Here is a 5,795-nt window from a genome sequence, read left to right as displayed (position 1 = left end):
TCGGGGAGGGGGAGCCAAATCGTTATGTGATAATTGTTCCCCCTTAGCTCAGTTGGTTAGAGCGACGGACTGTTAATCCGCAGGTCCCCCGTTCGAGTCGGGGAGGGGGAGCCAATTACACTGTTATTTCTTATATAGTTCCCCCTTAGCTCAGTTGGTTAGAGCGACGGACTGTTAATCCGCAGGTCCCCCGTTCGAGTCGGGGAGGGGGAGCCAATATGACGAATCTAATAGACATTTCCTCTTATTTGCACTACTCTACAAAAGCTTTTCGAAAACGATCACTGGTTACTTAAAAATAAAAAAATTTTTCTTCCTTAACAGATAGATAAAACAATGGCTGGTTTTAAAAAACTTATATTTTTACAATTGTCTCTGTGGCTAACATTTTCATTGATTGGCACATTTTTCTTTGCTTCTAGTTTTGACTCCTCAGTAAGTAAAGCCCAGCAAAGTGCGCAAGTTATGGTGACACAATATATCCAAAATAAAACGATGGATAACGTAACACCTGAACATATTCGCCAGGCGTTATCTAATGGCAATGTGTTTTCTACATTTATCGTTCGCGACTTTAACGGCGATACCGTGTTAAATATCGATACTGCTGCCCCACTCCCTGTTTTGGCTGAAATGATTGAAGCGAGTATCAATGCCGTTCGCCCCCAGTTTTCTGTCAATGTCGCAAAAGATATCAAAATTGAATTTGTGATTAATGCGCAAAGTCAGGCTCAGCTGCTGCAGCAAGCCTTACTCTTGCTTTTTGTCCTCACGGCACTCGTTGCATTTATTCCTATCATCTATATGAAAGCAATATATAAGCGTTTAAACCGGAACGTGAGTATTACCGTTGCAAATGCCGTTGACGTGTACATAACGCAAAATCAGGTTACAGAAAGCATTGAAAACGAATTCAATGCCACGAAAATGCAGGCTTTGGGTGCAGAACTCGCCCCCTCTTTCAATCGCTTAGCCCACTTTTTGAAAAGTAAGCAAGAAGATATTCAAACAGCCGCGCAAAGTATTAAGCAAGAAGCCTACAAAGATGTAATAACAGGGCTAGGCAATCGAAATATGTTTGTGGAATATTACGAGCACCAGATTGAGTCTAGCAATAAGAAAAGCTTTGGTACTTTGGCAATGATACGCTGTAGCGAATTGCAAGTTATCAACCAAACTCGTGGCTACCAAAAAGGCGATGAGTACATTAAGTCAGTCTCTGACATAATAAAGCATGTAAGCGGCACCTATACAGGCAGCCAAACATTTCGTTTAAATAGCTCTGATTTTGCGGTTATATTACCAAATGTGCCTTCTAAAGAAGCTGAGCATTTTGGCGAAACTTTACAAGCAAGGTTTACGCAATTTCAGCAAAATCAAGAACTCAGCTCAGTAGCAAACACAGGTATTGTGCCTTACGAAACAGGCAAACCACTCGGAGAACTCCTATCAGTGGTAGATAACGCAATGAGTATGGCACAAAGTAAACAAGCCAATGCATGGCATATCCAGCGCGAATCGGATCTGATAAATAATGTAGGGGCTGGATTTGGTAACCAAAACTGGCGCAAAGTCATTCACGATGTAATCGACTCTAAACGCGTTAGCTTAATGATGCAAAACATCATGCCCATTGGTAAAAATGTGAAAGCGTATGCTGAAATTCAAGCGCGCTTTAAAACAGAAGAAGGTCAAATACTGCCAACGGCTTCCTTTCTTGCCATGGCAGAAAAGCTCGATATGGCAATCGAAATTGATAAGCTAATTATTGACAGCTCACTAGAATTAATTAAAACACGCAACTTTACTGAAAAGTTTTTTGGCATCAATGTAACTGCTTCCAGTGCTCATAGTGACCAATTTGTTATTTGGCTTGAGAGACGCTTACTCAAAGACGCTAACATCGCCTCTAAACTAGTCTTTGAAGTCAGTGAATTTGGCTTACAGCAAAATATTAAAGCGAGTAAACGTTTTATTGATATGGTGCACCGCGTGGGTGCACGTATTACCGTTGAACGTTTTGGCGTTGGCCTAACTTCGTTTAAATTCTTCCGAGACTTGAAACCTGATTTCATTAAGATGGATGCAAGCTACACCCGAGGTTTAGAAGAAGATAAAAATAACCAATACTTTATGAGATTAATGGTCGATCTTGCCCATAGGATCGGGGTCAGTGTATTTGCCGAAGGTATTGAAAGCCAAGAAGAAAAGCACATTGTAGAAACCCTCTGCCTAGATGGTGTTCAAGGCTATTACATCGAAAAACCCAAAGAAATATAAGCATTGAGCTAATCTATATAAGTCGTAATACCGTATCTGTATTATGACTTACTAACTAGGCTGTCAACAAAAACGCGCAAATCTGATAGATATTAAATAAACGCCTTTGTATTTATTATGATCTTCTCGTTTAAAATTGCTAAAATCCCAACCAAATGACCATCCATCAGTTTTTAGCAAAGGGGCTTTAATGACTGAGTATATTATGTTGCTTATTGGCACGGTGCTGGTAAACAACTTTGTATTGGTGCAATTTCTTGGCTTATGCCCATTTATGGGTGTATCAGGTAAATTAGACACCGCCATAGGCATGTCCTTAGCCACAACATTTGTGCTGACATTGGCCTCAGTGACCAGTTATTTAGTGAATCAATATATCTTACTACCACTAGAACTCGATTTTTTAAGAACTATGAGCTTTATTCTAGTGATAGCGGTTGTGGTCCAATTTACAGAAATGGTGGTGCGTAAAACAAGCCCAACGCTCTACCGTCTGCTTGGTATATTCTTACCATTGATCACAACTAACTGCGCGGTACTGGGTGTTGCACTATTAAACATAAAAAATGAGCATACGCTCATTGAGTCAGCAGTGTATGGGTTTGGTGCTGCGGTCGGGTTTTCGTTAGTACTTGTTTTGTTTGCCGCATTACGTGAACGTTTAGCACTTGCCGACGTACCAGCACCATTTAAAGGCGCGTCAATCGCTATGATCACCGCAGGCCTTATGTCTCTCGCCTTTATGGGTTTTTCAGGATTAGTGAAGTTATAACGATGACGTTGATGTATGCTTTAATCGCGCTGGGCTCATTAGCGCTCATCTTCGGTATAATTTTAGGTTATGCCGCCGTAAAATATCGTGTTGAAAGTAGCCCCATAGTTGAACAAGTCGATGCTATTTTACCTCAAACCCAATGTGGGCAATGCGGCTACCCGGGTTGTCGCCCTTATGCTGAAGCTATCGCAAATGGCGATGAAATTAATAAATGCCCGCCAGGTGGTGACGCCACGGTAAAAAAACTCGCAGACTTAATGGGAGTTGATGCCAAACCCCTTGCCGGTGGAGAAGAAGCTGAGCCCATAAAAACCGTTGCCTACATTCGAGAAGATGAATGCATCGGTTGTACTAAGTGCATACAAGCATGCCCTGTCGACGCGATTGTCGGTGCAACACGTCAAATGCATACCGTCATAGATGATGAGTGTACAGGGTGTGATCTATGTGTAGAGCCCTGCCCAGTTGATTGCATTGATATGCTTCCGGTAGAACAAACAAAGCAAACATGGAAATGGCAGCTTAATGCTATCTCCGTGACGCAAATAGATTAAGAGGTTTAAGTGGATACATTACTTGAACAAATAGAACGAGGGACGCTTTGGCAGTTTCCTGGCGGGATCCACCCGCCACAGCAAAAAACACTGTCAAACCAAAAGCCAATTGCACGTTTAGCCCTGCCGTCTAAACTAGTTTTACCGCTCAAACAGCACATTGGCGCAAACGGGCAATTAATTGTAAATAAAGGGCAACATGTTTTAAAAGGGCAAGCGCTTACACAACCCAGTGGGAATTGGTCATTGCCGATTCATGCGCCAACATCAGGCGAAATCACTGACATAGCTCCAATGCCCTCAGCTCATCCATCAGCATTACCTGAATTGAGTATTATTTTAACACCAGATGGTAAAGACACTTGGACTGAACTCATCCCAGCAGCCAATATAGAGCAGCTATCTCATCAGGCTTTAATAGATCTAATTCACAATGCAGGCATTGCGGGCATGGGCGGCGCTGGTTTTCCAACTTATATTAAAGCCGAGAGTCAACGCCCCATTGAGTTCTTAATTGTCAATGGCGTAGAGTGTGAACCCTATATTACTGCCGATGACATGTTAATGCGTGAACACGCAGAGCAGATTGTACAAGGCATTGAAATAATGCAGCACTTGCTCACGCCCACAATCACTATCATTGGGATTGAAGACAATAAACCTGAAGCTGTCGGCGCGCTGCAAAATGCCAGTAAACATAATCCAAATATTATTGTCAGAGCAATCCCCACTGTCTATCCATCTGGTGGCGAGAAACAGTTAATCAAAGTACTCACCTCTCAAGAAGTACCCAGTGGCGGGATCCCCGCTGACATAGGTGTGTTGGTGCAAAACGTCGGTACATTATTTGCTGTAAGTGAAGCCGTATTTAAAGGTAAACCGTTAATTGAACGCGTCGTCACCGTAACAGGCAGTACTATTACAGATGCACGTAATGTATGGGCATTAATTGGCACTGAAATAAAGCATCTATTAGATAGCCAAGGGTTTGAACCCGTCGAGGCGCAACGCGTTGTGATGGGCGGGCCAATGATGGGCTTTACGCTCCCAACCGTTCGGATCCCAGTGGTCAAAACAACCAACTGTATTTTAGCGCCAGACAATTCAGAATTAGCACATGCAGGTGAAGAGAAAGCCTGTATTCGTTGTAGCGCCTGTGCTGATGTTTGCCCACAAACCTTATTACCACAACAACTACAATGGTTTGCCAAAGGTAAAGAGTACGACAAATTAGAGAGTTATAACCTATTCGATTGTATCGAATGTGGCGCTTGCTCTTATGTTTGTCCAAGTGAAATACCACTTGTGCAATATTATCGTGTGGCAAAAGCGGAGATCCGAGAACAAAAACTAGAGCAGATCAATGCCGAGAGAGCCAAAGTGCGCTTTGAAGCGCGTAAAGCGCGTTTGAAACAAGAGCAAGAAGAACGTAAAAATCGCCACTCACGCACCTCTTCTCGTCCAGCCAAACCCGCAGCTGAAAAAGCGAAGGTTGCTGATGCCTTGTCACGCGTGACACAAAAGCAAGGCGAAAAATCAGCGGTTCAAGCAGCTATTGAGCGCGCTAAAGCCAAAAAAATGGCCGATGGCAGTGTGCAGCCTGATAACAGTGAAATGATGCGAGAGCGTGAAAAGCGTAAAGAGCAAGCTCGTCAGTACAAAGCGCAAAAGCAACATGATGACACGCCTAACGATAACAAATCTGCCGTTGCTGCTGCCATCGCTCGTGCCAAAGCGAAAAAAGCAGCAAAACTATCGGATGATCAGACAAACACAGATCTGGATACCACTAAGCCTTGCGCTTCTGAAACACCATCACCTGATGAAACGAAGGCAGATCCACGCAAAGCAGCGGTTGCCGCAGCCATTGCACGCGCTAAAGCGAAAAAAGCAGCCAAGCCTTCTGACGGTAATGTTCCTGAAGAAGTCTCAGAAACAGCGGAAACACACAGTGATACCGAACCACGAAAAGCAGCAGTCGCCGCAGCCATAGAACGTGCAAAAGCCAAAAAAGCGGCCAAGCTTGCGCAAACACAAAGCAGCGATGAAGCGCCACATGAAAACAACGCTGAACCTGAATCGAAATCTGAATTAGACACTGCCGAGCCAGTAAATGCTGATGCCGACGTTGACCCACGTAAAGCCGCAGTTGCCGCCGCCATTGCTCGGGCAAAAGCCAAAAAAGC

General features: G+C 43.6%; 4 protein-coding genes and 2 tRNA genes. All 6 read left to right on the top strand.

All coding sequences use genetic code 11. The annotated features are described in order from the left end of the window. Window positions 1–37 precede the first annotated feature (37 nt). Window positions 38–114 (top strand) — tRNA-Asn (locus CWC18_RS16005). 25 nt (window positions 115–139) lie between these two features. Then, a tRNA-Asn gene (locus CWC18_RS16000) sits at window positions 140–216 on the top strand. A gap of 120 nt (window positions 217–336) precedes the next feature. Next, window positions 337–2,280, top strand: a complete 1,944-nt coding sequence (locus CWC18_RS15995) for an EAL domain-containing protein (RefSeq protein WP_138593376.1) — start codon at window positions 337–339, stop codon at window positions 2,278–2,280. A gap of 190 nt (window positions 2,281–2,470) precedes the next feature. Continuing rightward, window positions 2,471–3,052, top strand: coding sequence for an electron transport complex subunit RsxA (gene rsxA, locus CWC18_RS15990; protein WP_138593374.1), 582 nt, complete (start codon window positions 2,471–2,473; stop codon window positions 3,050–3,052). Window positions 3,053–3,054: 2 nt separating this feature from the next. Continuing rightward, window positions 3,055–3,609 (top strand): electron transport complex subunit RsxB, encoded by a 555-nt coding sequence (gene rsxB / locus CWC18_RS15985; RefSeq protein ID WP_119859618.1) that lies wholly within the window; start codon window positions 3,055–3,057, stop codon window positions 3,607–3,609. A gap of 9 nt (window positions 3,610–3,618) precedes the next feature. Beyond that, a partial coding sequence (gene rsxC, locus CWC18_RS15980; protein ID WP_138675669.1) for an electron transport complex subunit RsxC occupies window positions 3,619–5,795 on the top strand: 2,177 nt, incomplete at its 3' end.

Origin of the sequence: Pseudoalteromonas aurantia, from assembly GCF_005886875.1 — a bacterium.
GTDB classification, from domain to species: domain Bacteria; phylum Pseudomonadota; class Gammaproteobacteria; order Enterobacterales; family Alteromonadaceae; genus Pseudoalteromonas; species Pseudoalteromonas aurantia_A.
This window is presented reverse-complemented; position numbering and strand designations above follow the sequence as displayed.